Genomic DNA, 18,902 nt, shown 5'->3' with positions numbered 1-18,902 from the left:
TTATTCCGACGATAACATTCGGTAAAATGTGCTTTTAAATCATTCAGTTTTCAATCCTTTTTTATATTCTGTGGGTAAGTGTTTAAATATTCAAAAAAGGGTGCAATTTTAGAGAAATTTTCTATCTCCACCTCAAGGCTTATAGTTTTTAATCGCTTTTATTCGGGAATTAATGCCATCTATCACAGTATTAATTGGTACGGAAGTGCCAAAGCCAAGCTCATTATGTTCGTCAATCAGATTGTCATTCTCGATTGGATATATGGACCTTACTGCCGAACCTGCCGTGCTGAGGGGCAACAAACTGAAAAATGTCGAGGCTTCCGTTATGCATATCATTCTGTATTCGAAGAAAATGAGGTAGGATTTGTTTAGTTCCATCTCAAAATTGGGATTTTTATCTTCAAACCATTCCTTGACATAGTCAAATTTCAAGCAATTTAATGTTTGTGCAGTATTTGAGCCTTCATCGCCACATGTCAAAAGCTGTTTCCCTTTGAAAATCGTGTCAACCGTCGCTATTACTTCTCTTACTGTTTTGGATTGGACTTTGTATGATGTGGCTCGCATCAGAATCGAATTAACTGTCACTCGTGCAACTAAGTATGATGATGTCAATGATGCATCAAGGATTGGGGTGGGCGATGCTCTCCTTATTTGTTCGACGAACGCAAAATAATAGTCCATCACAGATTGCTTGTTCAATTCGCCATAAATAAGGTAATTGAGAAATATTTCCGGACTATATTCAATAGTTTTATACAAATATTTCATCACGGTTAGGAGTGTGTCATTATAGTCTTGGCGCCATAATCTGCCATAAAATTCATCAATGTTAGAGCTTTTAGTCAAACTATCCAAGAATCGGTATGCTATTGCGACAGATTCAGGCATATCAGCCGAATAGGGCGGATTGGATGCATTAACATCAGTCTCATAATGAGTTCCGATAAAATCCGTCAAACAAGGCAAATCTTGACCAAATATAGATGGGACGAATATGAAACTAAGATACAAAAAAGGCAGTATAACTAATAACTTCATACATTTTCCTAATTAATCAACCGACACTCACAACAATTCAAATGAAAGTAACGAACGAATTCAGCTTTTGTTTATCGTGAAAAAAATTTTCAATACGAGAAGAAATATTTATAGCCAAAATATTGACATAATAATGCAAAACGAATGTACATACAATTCAATATGTTACAATTGTGACAAAATGAAAAAAATATTTTATGATTATATTCATTTCCTTGTGTGAATAAAAAATAATACTTAATTTCACATATGTATTGATTGTAAAAATAAAATAATTATTTTAATATGAACATAATAAGTCATTTTAAAGATAGAGGGAAAGCAGTAACCATAACATATAGCTTGGTTTTTGCTCTCATAGCCTACTTGACATTCACAACACTCAACTCTGCGGTACAAGTTTCAATGCCCGAAGAGAACGACGATTGCATGATGTGTCATGACGACAAAGATTTGAAAGGTACCCGCAAGGGCAAGAGTATTTCGATGTATGTCAATCCCAATCACGTTCTGGGCTCAGTTCATGCTGAAGTCAAGTGCATTGATTGCCATACAGATTTAGCAGGTGTGGATTTGCCTCACGAGGATGAATTGAAACCTGCTACCTGTGGCAAATGCCACACTAAGGAGCAAAAGGATTTCGACATGAGCTTTCACGGTGTTGCTCTCAAAAAGGGCGACCCTTTAGCACCCAATTGTCAGTTCTGCCACGGAAGTCACCAAATTGTTGATGCTAAACACGAAAAATCGCCCGTGCAACCGCTCAAAATACCATTCATGTGTGGGAAGTGCCACCAAGAAGGCTCACCTGTACAAACAGCAAGGAATATTCCCCAATCGCATATCTTAGAAAACTATTCTGAGAGTATTCATGGCGAAGGTCTTTTCAAACGGGGCTTGGTTGTGACCGCAACATGCGTTTCATGCCATACAGCACATGCAATTTTGCCCCATACTGACAAGAGGTCTTCGATTGCACGGAATAATATTGCCGCTACGTGTGCTCAATGCCACGCTCGAATTGAGGATGTTCACAAGAAAATTATTGATGGCGAATTATGGGAAAAAGAAGCTCATATATTGCCGGCGTGCGTTGACTGCCACCAACCGCATAAAGTGCGTAAGTCATTTTATGATGTAGGTTTAGCAAAAAAAGAATGCCTGAATTGCCATCAGGATAAAAATATTAAATCAACTACAGATGGGCGCTCTTTGTATGTTGATTTGACAAAATTAGACCATTCGGTACATTCAGACCTTGCTTGCAGTAAATGCCACATTGAAGTTCGACCATCGAAAATTCGTTCTTGCGAAACTATTACCACAAAAGTGAATTGCGGAAGTTGCCATGACAATGTAAACAATAATTATATGAAAAGTAGCCATGGGAAGCTATTCTTGACTGGTGAAAAAGATGCTCCAACTTGTGTCACGTGCCACAATGACCATGAAGTTCTCCCTAAAATTAATCCAATGTCTAAAACATTTGCTATAAATATTCCTAACCTATGCTCAGAATGTCACCAAGACGGACATCAAGCAGCGGTCAGAATGGAAGGCAAAGTACAGCATCTTACCGAAACTTATTCCGAGAGTATTCACGGGCAGGGCTTGAAATCAGGGAGGCTCAAAGTAACGGCAAATTGTTCGGATTGTCACTCTGCGCATTTAGAAGCAAATCATGAAAATCCCGTATCCTCAACTCACAAGGACAATATAAGCCATACTTGCGGCAAATGTCATTGGGGAATTCAGACTCAATTTGATAAAAGTATCCATTCGCCTTTGGTATCAAAATCGAATGATGAACTGCCTAATTGCAACACTTGTCATGTAGCTCACTCTGTAGTTGACCCATCGAAAGATGAGTTTAGATTGTCCATGTTGAATACTTGCGGCAAATGCCATGAGAAAATTACTAATTTATATTTCGATACCTATCACGGAAAAGCGTCGCTGCTTGGTTCGGGCAAAGCTGCTAAATGCCAAGATTGCCATAGCGCCCATATGATATTACCAACATCACACGCGAATTCGACACTTTCACGTGACAACATTGTCGAAACCTGTGCAAAATGTCACCCGGCGGCAAACAAAGGATTCACTCGCTATTTGACACATGCAACTCATCACGACCCCGAAAAATATCCTCTGCTTTTCATCACATTTTGGGGTATGACAATACTTCTTCTCGGCACATTTCTGGTTTCATGGTTGCACACGTTATTGTGGTTGCCAAAATCATTAAAGATGCGAAAAGAAATCATGGCACTCAAAGCAGCGGGTCATTCGGGCAAACGAGTTAGGAGATTCACACCTTTGAATAGAATTTTGCACGTCACGATGATACTATGCTTTTTGACACTTGCTGCCACAGGTATGATGCTAAAGTTCTCCTATGCTTGGTGGGCACAATTCAGCGTCAAGATGCTTGGTGGTGTCGAAGTTGCCGGTTTCTTCCATCGCTTTGCGGCAATAATATTGTTCGGTGTATTCTTTACTCATATTTTCGATTTAATATTCAACAAACGTAAAGAATTTAGCTCATGGAAAGAAATGCTTTTGGGACCCGATTCACTTTTACCGAATAAAAAAGATTGGGAAGATTTGGTCGGCTCGATGAAATGGTTTTTCAACAAAGGACCGCGCCCGCAATATGGAAGATGGACATACTGGGAAAAATTCGACTATTTTGCGGTATTTTGGGGTATTTTCGTAATTGGCTCAACAGGGCTTATGCTCTGGATACCTGAATTTTTCACCAAATTTATGTCCGGACAATTCATTAACGTTGCTACTATTATTCACAGTGACGAGGCATTGCTTGCAGCCGGATTTATATTCACGATACATTTCTTCAATACGCACTTCCGCCCGGAAAAATTCCCTATGGATACAGTAATTTTCTCAGGCAGTTACGATGTAGAAGAATTCAAATTCGACAGACCCGCAGAATATGAAAAATTAGTCGAAGAAGGAAAATTGGAAGAACTATACGTTGACGCACCCACTCCGACCCAAAAGAAAGTTCATTCAATCTTTGGGTGGGCAGCTTTATTGACCGGATTATTAATTGTATTTTTAATAATTTATTCGATTATTAGCATCAATTTTTAAATAGCTTATTATCAATTCATCCGATGACTTAGAGTCATCGGATGAATATTACGTAAAGAATGATAAAATCCTATCTATCGTTATCTCATCACATCGATTCTATTTGGTAAATTAAGATATTTTGTGTAATTTGAATTATGGTTTAGTGTCATGTTGGAAATTGATAATTGCTTACAAATTAAGAGTGCTAATATATGAAAATATTATACTTTGTTGTTACATTCATGTTGATAATCACCAATTATGGGACTCTCAGTTCGATAGAGAACGATGATTGCATGATGTGTCATTCTGACCCCGATATGTATATGGAAAAGGGGCGTTCAAAAATCTCTCTATGGGTGGATAATTCAAAGTTTATCTTTTCTGCTCATAAAAATGTGAAATGTATAGATTGTCACAAGGGATTCGACCCTTATGATATCCCGCATAAAGAAAATATTGGGCGAATTGATTGCAACTCCTGTCATCAAGGAGTTGAAAAAAAGCACACTTTCCACCCATGGATGGCAGATGCTCCTTTGCAAAACGACTGCAAAAAATGTCATGGCTACCATTACACAACTCCGGCAAAGGGCAAAGGCAGCAAGGTTTCCGGCATTCATTCTCTTAATCAATGCGGCACTTGCCATCAAGATGTGGTTGACGAATATATGAAATCGGAGCATTACAAAGCCTTATTGAGCATCTCGGACGAAAATGCTCCCGATTGCATTTATTGCCATAGTAAACCCATCACTAAGGGCTGGATTGGAAATTATACTCAGCGAAAAGCTAACCAAAATCAAGTTTGTACAGATTGCCATAGTCATGACACAAAAAATCCATCAGTTATTAAAACGATTACAAATTCTAATTCGAGGCATTTCCAACTGAAAGCCGAGGGCAAAGAGCACGCTGCAGTATGTACAGATTGCCACGGATTTCATAATATTAAGAAAAATGAGGATTTTGAAGCTCGTCTCAGTGTCAAAAATTCTTTTTCAGCGTGTGGAAAATGCCACGTTCATATTGCTCAAGAATATCAAAACAGTATTCACGGCTTAGCTCAAATCAAAGGCAACATGGATGCTGCATCTTGTGTCAGCTGTCATTTCGAGCATGATTTGAAGAGGGTTCCCCAAGTTGCTGATGCGATTTTCAAAAGCAATAAATTGAACAAACAATTTGCCATAGACAGCAAAATGATTTATTGCGTTACTTGCCATGGCGATACTGATTTAATGAGCAAAAGCAATATCAAATCATTATTGGAATCACATTCGTGGTTGCCGGAACTCGAAAGCCACTTTGCCGCAGTAACTTGTTTCGATTGTCATTCGAGTTATACTGTGCCTTATTTATCGCATAATATATTGCCTTTGGAAAAAAGTGTAAAAACGTGCAATCCATGCCACGAGCAAGACAGGAATTTGAAGTCGAAATTGGCAAATTATTACAAAACAAGCAAAACCGGAGAATCCGGAATAATTGACGGCACAATAGGTGGTGGCAGTTACGTCGGCTTGTCTCGTAGTCTAATTCTTGATAATCTGAGTTTTATACTTCTGGGTGGCGTATTTATTGGTTTACTCGCTCATGCTTATATTAGATGGTATTTCAGAAGCAAAAAGGAGTCAAAATGAAAAAGTTAGAACTATACCCGATTTGGATTAGAATTTGGCATATTTTGCAAGGTATTTTGTTTCTTCTTCTTTTGATTTCCGGAGTTGGTATGCATTTCGGGATTGTACCTGTCGGCACATCATTGCCAATGCATATTTATTCCGGTATCACGATGACGGCTCTTTATATTCTATTCTTCGTGATGAATTTCGCAACAGGGAATGCAAAACACTATTTCAAAATTCAAAAAGGAATTGTAAAGAAAATTTTTGCAGAATTAAAATATTATTTTTGGAATATATTTATTCAGCAAGAATTGGCGTATGACCCGACTATAAATAAATTTGGTGTTTTCAAACAATTATTATATTTGAAAATAATGTATGTGATTATTCCGTGTATAATTATTACAGGATTAATTATTTTGATTCCAAATCTGATGCCCGATAAAATTTTTGGCACCTCAGGTGTATGGGTTATAACGCTTCTTCATACGATAATGGGATTTTTCCTGACTGCATTTTTCCTTTTGCACTTATATTTGGGCACAACAGGCAAGACAGTTGGTCAATTTTACAAAGCTATTGTAAGCGGTAGCCTCGAATACGAAGAAAAATTGCCGGAGCCGGTATTACCGTCGGATTTAGTAAAGCAAAAGAAGTTCTTCCCGACATCATTTTATAATCCGCTTACTATGCTCGGCTCTTTATTGGCATTAATGGCATTTGTAGTAATTATCGGACTTTTATTTGTTGATATAATTGCCGGATTTGACAATCCATATATCGGCATTATAACTTTCATTTTCTTGCCCGGAATTCTTGGTCTCGGCATAGTATTGATATTTCTCGGTGCTTTATGGGAAAGTAAAAAACGATTTCTGGCTCAAAAGAAAGATAAACCATTTCCAATAATAGATTTAAATAATCCTAAAACACAAAGAATTATAGCATTTATGTCAATTATTGGGGTGATTTTGTTGTTATTCACAGTATTCGGCTCATTTAAGGCTTACGAATATACGGAATCTGATGAGTTCTGTGGCGAGGCATGTCATCAGGTTATGCACCCTGAATATTTGGCATATCAGGATTCTCCGCACTCAAATGTGGGATGCGTCAAATGCCACATTGGCTCGGGTGCAGATTGGTTTGTCAAATCTAAGTTATCCGGTAGTTGGCAGCTGATTTCAGTTCTATTTGATTTATATTCAAAACCTATACAAGTGCCTGTAGCTCATTTACGCCCTGCCCAAGAGACTTGTGAGCAATGCCATTGGCCCGCAAATTTCAATAGCGAAAAGAAAATAGTTTACGATTTTTTCCAATCGGACGAAGTAAATTCCGAAACGATGTTGACTATGTTGGTCAAAACCGGTGGTGGTACTCCAGAAAGCGGTAGGCAATCCGGGATTCATTGGCATATGAATCTCGCTAATGAGATTCATTATATTGCAAATGACTACGAACGCCAAGATATTCCTTGGGTACGAGTGATTTCAAAATTGACAGGTGATACGACTATTTATATCCGAGAGGACGACGAAATAACACCGGATATGCTTAAGCCTGACAATTTACGGAAAATGGATTGTATTGATTGTCACAACCGCCCGGCGCACATTTACAAGATTCCTTACAAGGAAGTCAATACATATATGTCGAACAACAAAATTGACAATTCCTTGCCATTTATCAAAAATCTCTCCGTCCAAATACTCGAATCTTATTCGATTAATCGCGAAAATTCTTTGGCTGAAATTAGTAATTATATAAATAATTTCTATAATAAATATTACCCACAAATAGCGAAAGAGAAAAAACATCAGATTCAGCAGTCAATTCATCACATTAACACAATTTATTTGCGTAATTATTTCCCCGAAATGCATACAAATTGGAAACGTTTCCCTAATAATTTGGGGCATATGTATTCCGATGGCTGCTTCAGATGCCACGGCGGTAAACATAAATCTATCGACGGAAAAGTAGTAAGCCACGATTGCAATGTTTGCCATACAATTATTTCGCAAAAAGCGCCCGGACAGACTGAAGAAAAACGCGGTTTAGACTTGGAATTTAAGCACCCCGGTGGCGAAAACCTCAACATCGAGAACAGACTTTGTTCCGATTGCCACGGAATAAAGCAAGTCAAAAGCATACAGGCATTCAAAAAATAAATAAGTTAAGAAATGTCTTCTTCCCCCTCTTTTCAAGAGGGGGTTAGGAGGTCTTACGCAAATTATTTAGGAAAAACTAATATATTCTATTCATCTTAAACAAGATTATCAAGATTACAAGATTCACAAGAGTAAATTATGTTTTAAACCCCTGTTTATTTGTCTCGTCATGTCAGTTGTTACAACTGAAAAGAAGAGAAATTTATAGAAAATCATTTAACCTTCAGAAGGTTCCAAATCTTCGGAAGGTTCTTAATTTGCGAACACTGCGGTTAAATTATTTTAGTTTTGATTGCTTAATCCTGTCCATCACGATATCTTGATAATCCTGTTCAAGATGAACAGTACGCTGTTCTATCCTATATGCTGAAGGGCTAATGTGATTTATTCAAACGCATTCTATGAATATTTACAAGCAAATTTCCGATTTTATTTGGAAATTATCCTATATTTGCATAATTTACGAAAATTTATTGAATAAAATGAGAAAATCTATGAAAACTATATTTACACTTTGCTTGCTATTGGCTGTTTTTGCTTCTAATTTTATGTTAGCCGATGACAATAACGAGCGGCAGCGCACTATTGATGCATTCAATCGTTTGAAGGAATCCGCTCAACCACGCCCTACGAAATATAGGACGGTGTATCCGAGTTATCTCCTATCGCAAAAAAGCAAAGTTCCACTATTTTTAAATGTCAATGCAACGCTCGACGAGCTGCTTTCCGACCCGAATCCAATGCAGAACGAATCTTCGATTTCTGTCAATCCCGTTAATCCCAAAATTCTAATTGCGTCTGCTGTGGACTATCGAGCAGAATCTTCAACTTGGGTTTATGTCAGCAGCGATGGTGGTATTACATGGAAAAATTTCAATCTCGGGAAACCATACCCGACTTGGCGCTCATCCAATGACCCGTCGGTGATGTTCGATGCCGAAGGAATCGGCTATTTAGTATATGGCGGTTTTGGCTCTCTCGAAAGCGGCGATGCCGGACTTGTGGGTGAAAATGGAGTATTCATTGCCCGAACTACTGACGATGGCAAGAATTGGGAAGCTCATATTCCGGTGATTGTACACACGGGTCCACAGACTTTAGATTCTAATTTCGAAGATAAATACTACGTGCAAGTGGATAATTCGCCCAAATCACCTTATTACAGGCATGTTTACATCCCATGGAAAAGAGTCACACCGCGAGATTCTGCAACACAAATTGTAATCGCCAAGTCAACTGACTTCGCCTCGACGTGGACTAAACCCCTTCCAATTAGCGATAGAGTCTCAGGAAGCTCCGAAGATACAACTTTCGGGCAAAGTTTCCCGCTTGCAACCACGGGACCAAATGGTGAGCTATACGTTGTTTGGAATCATGGCATTGTTCACGGTATCGGTTTTGTCAAATCTTATGACGGCGGTGCAACATTTACCGAGCCGCGAATAATTCACAATTATAATATTTTCGGCGAAACAAGATTCATTCCCGGTCAAGGATATCGCCATACAGTCAAAGGGCGTGTCCGAGCAGAAGCCTATCCTGTAATTGTGTGCGATAACACCGAAGGCGAACGAAGTGGCGACCTCTATCTTTGTTGGGCTGCGGATAATCCGCCCAATATTTATTTTTCGAAATCAACCGACGAAGGCGAAACTTGGACTGAACCGGTCATCGTTCATGAAAAAAACGACAATGACCAATTCTGGCAATGGATGAGTATGGACCCCAAAAGTGGCGAATTGGCAATTATGTATCTCGATAGCAGAAACGACCCCGAAAATATTATGATTGAATGCTATGTCAGTTATTCGTCTGATGGCGGTGATACATGGATTGACCGCAGGGTGTCGGACATAGTCAGCGATATTAGGCTGAATCCATTCGGCAGCAATGCCTTTGCGGGCGATTACAGTGGCAACGCCTTTTTTGACGGTATAATTTATCCGTCTTGGGTGGACATGCGTGGTGCAGTTACCAATATTCGGGATAGTGATGTATTTACTGCAATAGTAAACACACGTGCACCCGAAGCACCGAGTGATTTTGCATATGATTTTAATCCGTCCGAGCCTACAAAAGTTGATTTGACGTGGATACCGCCCGCGAAAAAAGCATTCGGGCAGCCACTATTGCCCGATGATTATGATTTGAATCTTTATCGAGACGGAGAATTGCTCGCTACTTTACCCGGTGGAACGGACATTTACATAGACACCGCACTCATTCCATTCAAAGATTATGACTACAAAATTTATGCTTTTAGAAATGAAGACAAAAGCCCGTCGATGGAATTGACAGCCTATCCCGGCGGCTCTCAAAAGCCCGATAAACCTTGGATTACTTCGGTTGTTCGGCAAAATCAAGATATAAAAATCGAAGTCAAATTACCAACTTTACGAACAGATTCGATAACTCCAATTTATAATCTCAGCAAATTGAAAGTTTATCTGGATAGCGCATTCATCCAATCGTACCTACTTACCGCTTCAGACACCGGATTGGTCAAAACTTTTGAATTTACTACTGCTAAGCCCGGGTTTTATATTTTGAATGTTGTGGTAGAGGATTATTTCCCACAAATCGAATTAACCACTCAAAGCAATTTCTCAGAGAGGCTTTTGATTTATTCAGGCGAAAATCATTCCGACTTGAATGAGAATTTTGACACGGGACCACTGCCAAAATATTACCTTGCAGGAAATTGGCAAAAGACCAATAAATTTGCTTTCAGTCAACCTTTTTCATTTGCAATATCTCCTGATGGGCATTACAAAGCCGAGCAGCATGACACATTGATAGTATTTCCGATTGATTTGGCAAATAATGAAGATGTTTATATTTTATTTCGCCATGCAGCAGTTATACATCGTGGCGATTCAGCATACGTTGAAATAGCCCCAAACCTACAATCGGAATGGACAATTATCGGGAGATATAATCAAACTTATTACGAACCATGGCAGAATTCAATACTCGACCACGAAGATTGGAAGCCTGAATCAATTCATTTTGAAAATACTGACGAATGGGAACAGAGCTTCGTAAGATTCCGCTTTATTTCTAACAAAATTTATGCAGATGAGGGCTGGTATGTTGATAATATTGAAATATCTAATTCGCCTTTGAGCGTTCGCGACAACAATGATAACAAAAGCATCAGGGTTTATCCAAATCCCACAAGTGAATTTGTAGTTTTTGACAATGTAGTCAGCCAAGCGATTCAACGCGTTATAATTTATAATATTTATGGCGAACAATTGATTGAATTTGAACCGACTAATCATTCTGCAAAAATTGATTTGAGTACTTTATCTGCCGGATATTATTTTGCAGATGTCGAATCGAGCGGCAAAATCGAAAGAGTCTCATTTATTGTTGTAAAATAATAAAGTATTAATTAATTAATAATTCAAAAGCAATTTAGAGGAAATTTATGAAAATGATTAAGTGTATTTTATTGGCTGTAATATCTGTTTTCGCAATGCAAAATAGTGCAATCGCAGACGATGACTATTTGAAATTTGGCATCACAGGCGGTGCAATGAGCTATTTGCATACTTCGGACAATACTAATTTTTCATGGCATCAAGGATTTTCCGGGACTGCCGGGACGCCGGATAAAATCAGCCAACGGAATTATTCTTTTCCGGTTGGTCTTGTTGCGGAAATCAAACCTGTCGAATTTCTTGTTCAAACGATACTTATTAGGATGACATATAACGACTACGGGTTTGAAAGCACTTTTTACGAAGAGAGATTGATTGGAATAGATGACACAGAGAATGAAATTGTGATGGGACATTTCACCACTGTGGACCAATTCGATTTATCTGCGATTAGCATGGAGTTGCAATTCAAACATTATCTCCTTGGCAATTTGAATCTTGCCGGTGGATTAAGTTTTGATTATTTTATAAAAAATGAAATCAAAAGAGTTTATAATGTGCATGAGCCGGATTATCATACATTCAGACCTCAAGAAGGTTTCAAACTCGAAAACAATGGTCGGACGATGGTAATGAAAGATAAATCGGAAATTGAAGAGTTTAATAAGTTCCAATTCGGGATTAATGCGGGTATTAGCTACGATTTTAACATGTCATCTATTCAAATAAGTCCATACACCAATTTCACTTACTACTTTACTTCTCTTATATCAGACGCGAATTTAAAATTCAATAAATTCAATGTTGGAATAGATTTTATGTTTAAAATGTAAAGAATTAATTTATAAATAAACAACAAAATAAATGCACGAGCCTGAACCCGTGCATTTTTTATTTTTAATTAAATGATTTAATTACAATACTTTTACAATTATATATTTAATTTTATGACCTTCTTCCACGACTTCCTTGGGAGCTATGTTCGTCGGGTTGTGCATAAAAATAAAGGAAATCAGCTTTTCGGTTCCGCGTTTTGATTTGTGTACAATCGCCGATATTCCATCCGGCACTTTGCCAAATCCGAATATATCATTATATGTATGAGTTTTAAGCAAATTATTTTCGGCATCAAAATAAGATACCTCAATTTTTGCTTTGGTGCCTATCATGACTTGTTCGCCACTACCTTCTTTGAGTATCGCAAAAATATTTCCATTCCTCTTTTCAGCTTCAATAGTCTTGCCCTTATATTTCATCATGAATCTATCCGGCAGTTTTAGGGACAGACTAAATGGGCCACTTTTCTCTTCAGGGATTTCAAAGTCCTCTTCTTTGCTAGCTTTGATGAATAAATCCTTAACAGTCTTGTCAATTTCAGATAAAATATAATCGTCAAGAAGATATTTTTTAGATATTTCAACCCTATCAAACTTGCCATCATCTGTTAAAAATAATTTGCCGTTTATTATCATATTTTCCAAATTATAGTCAAAAACCCTGCTACTATCCTTTAGATAGACTACGAGATCGGAATAATTTACATTTTCGTAATATGGCATTATTGGAGTTTCTATTTCAATATTGCTACTAAATCCACCATAATCAACACCATCCCCACCTTGTGCAGACATACGTGATGGATATCCACCGCTGAGTCCGCCGGATGCCGAACCCCGTGACATCATGTTTACGGCAATTACCATGGAACCCATTCCCTCAGGAATCGGTAACGGCTGATTAATAGTATCATATTCACCGTTTGCGTTGCGAATTTCCGAATCAATTGCCACAAACGAAGTATGCTCGGTAAGAAGATTGTATTTCATGCCAATCTCAGTTATTGCATCTTCAAATGATAGCGTGCTTTTATCATTATAATTATTTTTGCCGAAATTATCATACATTTCGATTAATTTCAATTTATTTCGGGCATAAATATATTTGATTGCGTTCGATTGGTCCATTTTGCCGAACCTGTCAACAGGAATATTTACATGCAAATCTTGTTTTGCAGTTTTACCTCTCAAAATGATTTTTCCGCCCGGATGCCCTTCGTATTTGCCATAAACAATGATTGGTCTTTCGGCAGTCAAATCGAATGGCTTGATTGGCTCAACGTCGTAAGTCGTAAATCCGTCAAATTCGATGCTAATGTCAGTCAATACGGGCGATTCGATATATTTCATAAATCTATCTGCAGCTTTTTGAGCTCCTTCTTGTTCAGTAATAATAAGCGGCTCGCCTGCTCCGGCTAATGCCATTGCTTCGATTAAAAATCGGTTCATATATCCGCCGATTCCGAATGAATATAAATTGGCTTTGTTTAGATTGTCGCGAATGTAATTCACAGCTTTTTTATCAACCCCAACCAATCCGTCTGTCATCACGACAATAGATTTGGAATAGCCCTCATTATTCGGCATATTCAATGCTAATTCTAACGCCGGCATTAATTCTGTGCCGCCGTGTCCGTGTTCTTTGTTGATGAATTCAATCGCATTCATTAGATTTTTATCGGTAGCGGCAATTGAATTTTCCGAAAATAAAACTGTGCCCGAAGCAAATAATATCACATTGAATAAATCATTCGGACGCATTCGGCGAAGCAATTGCTCCATAGAAGCTTTTGAAATGTCTATCGGAAATCCATTCATTGAACCCGACACGTCAACCACAAAGATGAACTCCCGCGGCACGACATCTTTGATTTCGACTCTTTTAGGCGGTTGGATTACCAACATGAAATAATTTTCCTTATCGCCTTGGTGTAGCAATAGTCCCGTTTCGATTCTTTCTCCCGCCGGACGATAGGAAAGGATGAAATCGCGGTTGCCGCTTTTCTCTTCACCTTTTGCCAATTTGATAATTTGTTGGTTATCGTTGAGTTTTTGAATTTCAATTTTGTGCGATTTTGAACTGATTTTGTCCATTGGGATGATTGTGTTCATCGTGATGGAAATATCAAAATCGTATGTCGGCACATTTGAAGGTATATATCCTACATTTTCTACCGGATTATCAGTGTCGTTCTTTTCCGAAATATATCTCGGACCGACCACTGTTGGTAACACAAATTCGTATTCCAATTCTTCGGGAATCAGCATTTCGGTATATCGCAATGCTACTTGAATTGTATCGCCGGGCATGACATTTGCCACATTCATTGAGAAAATATTTGGTCTTCTTTGCTCCAAAAGTGATGCACTTTTGCCTTCTTCCTTGGCTTCTTCGTACATTTCACGTGCTTTCACTTTCGGTTGAATTACTGCTTTTATCGTCCTATCAGCAATTTTCATTTCCATAGCATACACTGCTGCCCGAGTGGAAGCCGGGAAAACATAAACGGCTTCGATGGCTTTTTCGCCACGATTGACGTAGCTTTGGGTAATAGTCACATCTGCCATCATACCCGAAATGGTGACGTCCGCTTTTGTTGATAGTAAGGGGAAATGCTCGATGTTAATGTCCGGTGGCAATTCAAAATAGGGTGATTCCCCCTTTACACCGGCTTCTACGAATGACCTTTGTGCTGAAACGGAACTTAAAGAGACCAAAAACGCAATTGTTAAAATTAAAAATTTCATACTCTCAACCACCTTTAAGAAAAATGTTATTCAACTTATCTAAATAGACTACTTTTTTATGAATTTGGTTACACTTATATTTGTTATAAATGAATGTTTAATTCAAAAATATAAAATTAGGGATAAATTATGAATGAACAAAATGAAGAATTGAAAAAAATATTCCAGCAGCGAGACCGCTCGGTAAGGGTATTATCGAAGGACGGCTTTTTCAGAGCAGTATGTGTAAAGAGTTCAAATACCTCACTCACAGCGCAACGCAACCATAAATTGGATAAAGTATCGGCGTTTTTCTTGTCGCGAATGATGTCTTCATCGCTCATGATTGCCTCATTTCTAAAGGGCGAGGAGCGTGTAGTCATCGAAGTTGACGGTAGCAATGTATTCAAAAAACTATTTGCCGAATCAATGCAATTGGGCGAAGTCAGGGGATATGTTGATATGAACAACACCGAAAACATCTACCATGTAAATGACATTTCGGAAATTATTGGTTCGGGTTCGCTACGAATCACAAAGATTTTGTATCACAAAGCGGAACCTATTCAGGGAATTGTCCCGCTTGTCAAGGGCGATATTGCCGATGATTTGGCATATTATTTCGTTCAATCCGAGCAAATCCCAACGGCAGTTGTGTTGGATGTAGAATTTGACGATTCAGGCGAAATCAAACATTCAGGCGGACTTATGGTGCAAGCTATGCCGGGATTTCACATTGACCAACTCCAAGCAGTATTGGATAAATTGGAAAACATTACACCACTTTCAGATTATTTCTCGGCGGGATTGAATCCAAAGCAAATAATGAAAGAAGTGCTTCCCTTCGAGTTCGATGTAATCAACAGCACGCAAGTTGATTTCTTTTGCCGATGCTCGAAAGAGATGTTTCTCTCGAAATTGTTGACACTTGGAGCAGAGGAAATCAAATCCATGAAAAGCAGCCAACACAATGAGTTGGTATGTAAATATTGCAACAAACATTATTATATCCAAGATGACGACTTCGACAAGCTAATCGAAGAATCTTTGGCAAAAACTAATTAATTTTTTCATTTTATTGGGAGCTATTATGAGCAGTTTCATTAAAGAATTTAAAGAATTCGCCGTCAAAGGCAACGTAGTTGATATAGCAGTCGGTATGATTATTGGTGTTGCATTCGGCAAAATAGTGAGTTCATTTGTGAACGATGTCGTGATGCCACCAATAGGAATGCTTGTAGGCGGAGTTGATTTCCAAAATTTTAGCTACGTACTCCGAGAAGCTACAGAAGCACAAGAAGCCGTAACTATAAATTATGGCATGTTTATCAACAATGTGATTGATTTTGTTATCATAGCATTTGCTATTTTCGTGGCGATTAAAGCTATGAACAGATTGACACGCAAAGAAGAAGCCGCTCCCGAACTCACCGTACCGGCAGCACCAAGCCCCGAAGTAGAATTGCTAACCGAAATCAGAGATTTGTTGAGGAAGTAAAAAAGCATTCAAAGCCTTCCGAAGGTTCCAAACCTTCGGAAGGTTAGAATACAGCAAGCCCAAAGGGCTTGAATATAAATAACCCCGTATGAAATGCGGGGAACGTATCATATGCAACATTATCAAACCACGAAGTGGTTAAATGTGAATAACCCCGTATGAAATGCGGGGAAAATCCTGAAATACGTTGACAAATTTCAATTCTGCTTTTTTCAATCTCCCGGAACATAAAATTCGCAAACTGCTTCAATCCTATTTACAAAGCCAATATCTAATATTTCAGAATATTTTTTATCCCATTTGCAACCTTTAAAATGAGGTACACCCACATGAAAATGCAAACGCTTTGTCTTTTGCACATTGAAACTATATTGTTTTTCTTCCGAAACTATATCATTATATTTACAATTTATGTTTCTTAAAGACCGATAAAATATTTCGTCATCAGAGTAAAACATAAAAAATTCAATTCTATAAGTTGTATCTTTAAAAAGAGGCTCGAAAAAATCTTCGTTCTTCATATGAATTGTCAAATTTAATGAGTCCTTGTGAAGCAAGCGTACAAAATGTGGTATTTTATCAAATTTATGTTCAAATACTCCACAAGCAGGGCTTAAATAAGCATCACCATCTCTTATAAAATAGATTTCATTTGAAAAACTATAAAAACTACCCAAAACCTGAGGAATGACATTATCTTTATTCGCTTTGACTGCCCAATCCGATAGAGCAAATATATATGAATCATCAGTCGGGTTGAAAATCTTAACTTTTATTATTACTTCATCATTTAAATACTGTGCTTCGATTGAACTAATCAGTTCTGACGAAAAAATATATTGCGCATTTAGCACTAATAGTATCAAAATAATCCAAATCTTGTTCATGATTTCACCTTTTCGATATACCTTATTTTTAAAATCAGAATCCAACAATACAAAACACAAACTTATGAAAAAATTGAATAGTAGCAAATTTTGAAATTGTTTTTGTCTTCCAGACCTATGTTTTCAGATGTGCCACACCTCGGAGGTGTGGCAAATCTACGAGGTTGACATTCTTCTCCCACGGTTAAAACCGTGGGCTATGTTTTGGACAGAACGCTGTTCTGTCCCTACATTTCAGATGTGCCACACCTGCCGGGTGTGGCACATCTACAAGGCAAAAAAAAAAGCTGCCCAATCGGACAGCCTCAGTTAGATTAGAGCATTTTTTGATGTAGCGGATATTTCGAGGTGAATTCTTTCACTTCGTTGCGGACTTGCTCGTAAACGCTTTCGTTACCGATGTTGGTGATTACTTTGTCAATAAATTCAGCAACTTGGACGAAATCATCTTCTTTCAATCCGCGAGTAGTCATCGCCGGAGTTCCGAGCCTGATACCCGACGTTACCAATGGTGGCTGAGTATCGTTGGGCACTGCGTTTTTGTTGCAAGTGATGCCGGATTCATCAAGGGCATTCTCGGCTTGTTTGCCGGTCACGCCTTTGTTCCGCAAATCAACAAGCATCAAATGGTTGTCTGTGCCGCCGCTGACCAAATCGTAGCCCTTGGATACAAGTGCTTTGGCGAATGCTTGGGCGTTTTTAATTACCTGAGTTGCGTATAAATCAAATTCGTCGCTCAATACTTCACCGAATGCCACAGCTTTAGCAGCGATTACGTGCATAAGTGGACCACCTTGCACGCCCGGCATCACCCACGAATCTAAAACTTCACCGATATTTTTGACGCGACCGGATTTCGGGGCAACGATTCCGAATGGATTTTCGTAATCTTTATGAGTCATGATGATACCGCCGCGAGGTCCGCGTAAAGTTTTGTGAGTAGTCGAAGCGACGATATCGCAGTAGGGGACAGGATTGCTCAGTTTACCTTTGGCAATCAATCCCGCGGGATGAGCAATATCTGCAAATAGGAAAGCACCCACTGAGTCTGCTATTTCGCGGAATTTCTTGAAATCAATATCACGCGGATATGCCGAAGCACCAACTGTGATTAGCTTTGGTTTGTGCTTTTTGGCTAATTCAGCCGCTTTGTCATAGTCAATTCTGCCTGTTGCAGGGTCTAATTCGTAAGCTACGAAGTTATAAAATTTGCCCGAAAAATTCACAGGCGAACCATGAGTCAAGTGACCGCCATGAGCAAGGCTCAATCCCATGACTGTGTCGCCATGGTTGAGGAATGTGAAATACACAGCCATGTTGGCATTGCTTCCGCTGTGTGGTTGCACGTTGACATATTCCGCACCGAAGAGCTTTTTCAGTCTTTCGCGAGCAAGGTCTTCAGCCATATCCACATATTCGCAACCGCCATAGTAGCGTTTGCCCGGATATCCTTCGGCATATTTGTTCGTTAGCACCGAGCCCTGCGTTTGCATTACAGCTTCGGAAGTGAAATTCTCACTTGCAATTAATTCGATTTTGTCGTGCTGTCTTCCATTTTCTAACATCAAAATGTCGTACAGTTCGGGGTCATATTTTTTTACATTTTCATACATATCAAAATCC

11 protein-coding genes are annotated in these 18,902 nt (G+C 38.6%); 7 read left to right on the top strand and 4 right to left on the bottom strand.

What is annotated here, in order from left to right:
• Positions 1–132: 132 nt before the first annotated feature.
• Positions 133–1,044, bottom strand: a complete 912-nt coding sequence (locus tag M9949_13580) for an actin-related protein 2/3 complex subunit 5 family protein (GenBank protein MCO5252433.1) — start codon at positions 1,042–1,044, stop codon at positions 133–135.
• Positions 1,045–1,329: 285 nt separating this feature from the next.
• Between M9949_13580 and M9949_13575 the strand changes: the two genes are divergently transcribed.
• The 5 genes from M9949_13575 (at position 1,330) to M9949_13555 (ending at position 12,164) form a co-directional block, all read left to right on the top strand.
• Positions 1,330–4,161 carry a cytochrome b/b6 domain-containing protein gene (locus tag M9949_13575; protein MCO5252432.1) on the top strand — a complete coding sequence of 944 codons (2,832 nt, stop codon included), beginning with the start codon at positions 1,330–1,332 and terminating at the stop codon, positions 4,159–4,161.
• Between the two features lie 194 nt (positions 4,162–4,355).
• The gene (locus tag M9949_13570; GenBank protein ID MCO5252431.1) at positions 4,356–5,786 is read left to right on the top strand and encodes a cytochrome c3 family protein; all 1,431 of its coding nucleotides are present in this window, start codon (positions 4,356–4,358) and stop codon (positions 5,784–5,786) included.
• Positions 5,783–7,945 (top strand): cytochrome b/b6 domain-containing protein, encoded by a 2,163-nt coding sequence (locus tag M9949_13565; GenBank protein ID MCO5252430.1) that lies wholly within the window; start codon positions 5,783–5,785, stop codon positions 7,943–7,945. The genes M9949_13570 and M9949_13565 overlap by 4 nt, the downstream gene beginning before the upstream one ends.
• Positions 7,946–8,439: 494 nt before the next feature.
• The gene (locus M9949_13560; GenBank protein MCO5252429.1) at positions 8,440–11,331 is read left to right on the top strand and encodes a T9SS type A sorting domain-containing protein; all 2,892 of its coding nucleotides are present in this window, start codon (positions 8,440–8,442) and stop codon (positions 11,329–11,331) included.
• Positions 11,332–11,384: 53 nt separating this feature from the next.
• A complete protein-coding gene (locus M9949_13555) occupies positions 11,385–12,164 on the top strand; it encodes a hypothetical protein (protein ID MCO5252428.1) in 780 nt (259 codons plus the stop codon).
• Between the two features lie 81 nt (positions 12,165–12,245).
• Here M9949_13555 and M9949_13550 read toward each other — a convergent pair whose 3' ends face one another.
• Positions 12,246–14,915 (bottom strand): VWA domain-containing protein, encoded by a 2,670-nt coding sequence (locus M9949_13550; GenBank protein ID MCO5252427.1) that lies wholly within the window; start codon positions 14,913–14,915, stop codon positions 12,246–12,248.
• Positions 14,916–15,044: 129 nt separating this feature from the next.
• Here M9949_13550 and M9949_13545 point away from each other — a divergent pair, with 129 nt between their 5' ends.
• Positions 15,045–15,959, top strand: a complete 915-nt coding sequence (locus M9949_13545) for an Hsp33 family molecular chaperone HslO (GenBank protein MCO5252426.1) — start codon at positions 15,045–15,047, stop codon at positions 15,957–15,959.
• Positions 15,960–15,984: 25 nt separating this feature from the next.
• Positions 15,985–16,392, top strand: a complete 408-nt coding sequence (gene mscL, locus M9949_13540) for a large-conductance mechanosensitive channel protein MscL (protein ID MCO5252425.1) — start codon at positions 15,985–15,987, stop codon at positions 16,390–16,392.
• A 212-nt stretch (positions 16,393–16,604) separates the two neighbouring features.
• Here the strand turns inward: mscL and M9949_13535 are convergent, their stop codons facing one another.
• Positions 16,605–17,279, bottom strand: a complete 675-nt coding sequence (locus tag M9949_13535; GenBank protein MCO5252424.1) for a hypothetical protein — start codon at positions 17,277–17,279, stop codon at positions 16,605–16,607.
• Between the two features lie 314 nt (positions 17,280–17,593).
• Positions 17,594–18,892 (bottom strand): serine hydroxymethyltransferase, encoded by a 1,299-nt coding sequence (locus M9949_13530; GenBank protein ID MCO5252423.1) that lies wholly within the window; start codon positions 18,890–18,892, stop codon positions 17,594–17,596.
• Positions 18,893–18,902 lie beyond the last annotated feature (10 nt).

The organism is Candidatus Kapaibacterium sp. (genome assembly GCA_023957315.1).
Taxonomy (GTDB): domain Bacteria; phylum Bacteroidota; class Ignavibacteria; order Kapaibacteriales; family UBA2268; genus PGYU01.
This window is presented reverse-complemented; position numbering and strand designations above follow the sequence as displayed.

Excerpts from the sequence above, each read along its gene's own strand:
- M9949_13535 (MCO5252424.1), bottom strand. The coding sequence starts at position 17,279 with ATGAACAAGATTTGGATTATTTTGATACTATTAGTGCTAAATGCGCAA.
- M9949_13580 (MCO5252433.1), bottom strand. The coding sequence starts at position 1,044 with ATGAAGTTATTAGTTATACTGCCTTTTTTGTATCTTAGTTTCATATTC.
- mscL (MCO5252425.1), top strand. The coding sequence starts at position 15,985 with ATGAGCAGTTTCATTAAAGAATTTAAAGAATTCGCCGTCAAAGGCAAC.
- M9949_13560 (MCO5252429.1), top strand. The coding sequence starts at position 8,440 with ATGAAAACTATATTTACACTTTGCTTGCTATTGGCTGTTTTTGCTTCT.
- M9949_13575 (MCO5252432.1), top strand. The coding sequence starts at position 1,330 with ATGAACATAATAAGTCATTTTAAAGATAGAGGGAAAGCAGTAACCATA.
- M9949_13545 (MCO5252426.1), top strand. The coding sequence starts at position 15,045 with ATGAATGAACAAAATGAAGAATTGAAAAAAATATTCCAGCAGCGAGAC.
- M9949_13555 (MCO5252428.1), top strand. The coding sequence starts at position 11,385 with ATGATTAAGTGTATTTTATTGGCTGTAATATCTGTTTTCGCAATGCAA.
- M9949_13565 (MCO5252430.1), top strand. The coding sequence starts at position 5,783 with ATGAAAAAGTTAGAACTATACCCGATTTGGATTAGAATTTGGCATATT.
- M9949_13550 (MCO5252427.1), bottom strand. The coding sequence starts at position 14,915 with ATGAAATTTTTAATTTTAACAATTGCGTTTTTGGTCTCTTTAAGTTCC.
- M9949_13570 (MCO5252431.1), top strand. The coding sequence starts at position 4,356 with ATGAAAATATTATACTTTGTTGTTACATTCATGTTGATAATCACCAAT.
- M9949_13530 (MCO5252423.1), bottom strand. The coding sequence starts at position 18,892 with ATGTATGAAAATGTAAAAAAATATGACCCCGAACTGTACGACATTTTG.